Below are 899 nucleotides of genomic sequence, written 5' to 3'. Positions count from 1 at the left end.
TTTTCATATAATGGGTATACATACTGATCAAATCTTCCAAGGGATATCGCATGTCCATTTGATTCCAGATGAACTGCAAGAAGAATAATAAATATAGACTGTACCGCTTCCTGGAATGTTCTTGCAGGATTCAAAGGAACATGGCGGCAGATTTCTGCCAATTCAAGCAGTTCTTTCTTATATTCTTCAATTTCACATTTTTGAGCCTCTTCTTCACATTTATCTGCAATTCGATTTGAAAAATTAATAACAGCCTGATTTCCTAAAAGTGCCGCATCAAGAAAATGTTTCTTTTTCAGTGAATCAGGTTCCAACATATTCAGACTATCAAGCTTAGCCTGAATTCTTTCGATCACATCTTTTAAACCTTTTTCCACTACCAGCTTATAATCTACAATCTCATTGCCAAGACCAGCTGCGCATACCCATGTCTCATCAATGACACCAGCATCCCACGCTTCATTTATCTCATCTGTCAGGTTCTTTCTTACATAATCAAATACAGTTTTTCCATTCCAGTACTCGGCACACGCTCTGACAATCGCTTCATCTTCTGGTTCAATATAGAACTTATCGCCAGGTCTGTCTTCCCAACGATATGGCTTTCCATCCAATTCATCCAGAATCCATTGTGCTGAATATTCGGGATAAATAGGTGAACTTTTTGCTTTTTTTGCCTGGTTTCCAACGATTAATTCACCTGGTTTTACCCACACGGTCATCTTATCCAGCACTTCATAAAATGATTTAGCTCGCCTTATGATAATAGGAAGTCCATCTGTAGTTTTCATGGACTCGGTAAAAATCTTACATCTTTCCCCATCTACATAAGGTTTTTGTCCCGTTAACTCTTTTCGTAACTTCTGAATACGATAATTCATACTTTTCCTCCTTTATTT

General features: G+C 37.6%; 1 protein-coding gene. It reads right to left on the bottom strand.

Annotation, left to right across the window (positions count from 1 at the left end; genetic code table 11):
- The coding region (locus JQM82_RS15865; RefSeq protein WP_328284233.1) for a pyruvate formate lyase family protein at window positions 1-881 on the bottom strand (881 nt) is incomplete at its 3' end.
- Between the last annotated feature and the right edge of the window lie 18 nt (window positions 882-899).

It is taken from the genome of Faecalicatena contorta (assembly GCF_021531995.1).
Taxonomy (GTDB): Bacteria; Bacillota; Clostridia; order Lachnospirales; family Lachnospiraceae; genus Dorea_A; species Dorea_A contorta_A.
Note: the sequence above shows the minus strand (reverse complement) of the source record. Positions and strands in the feature narration are given on the sequence as shown.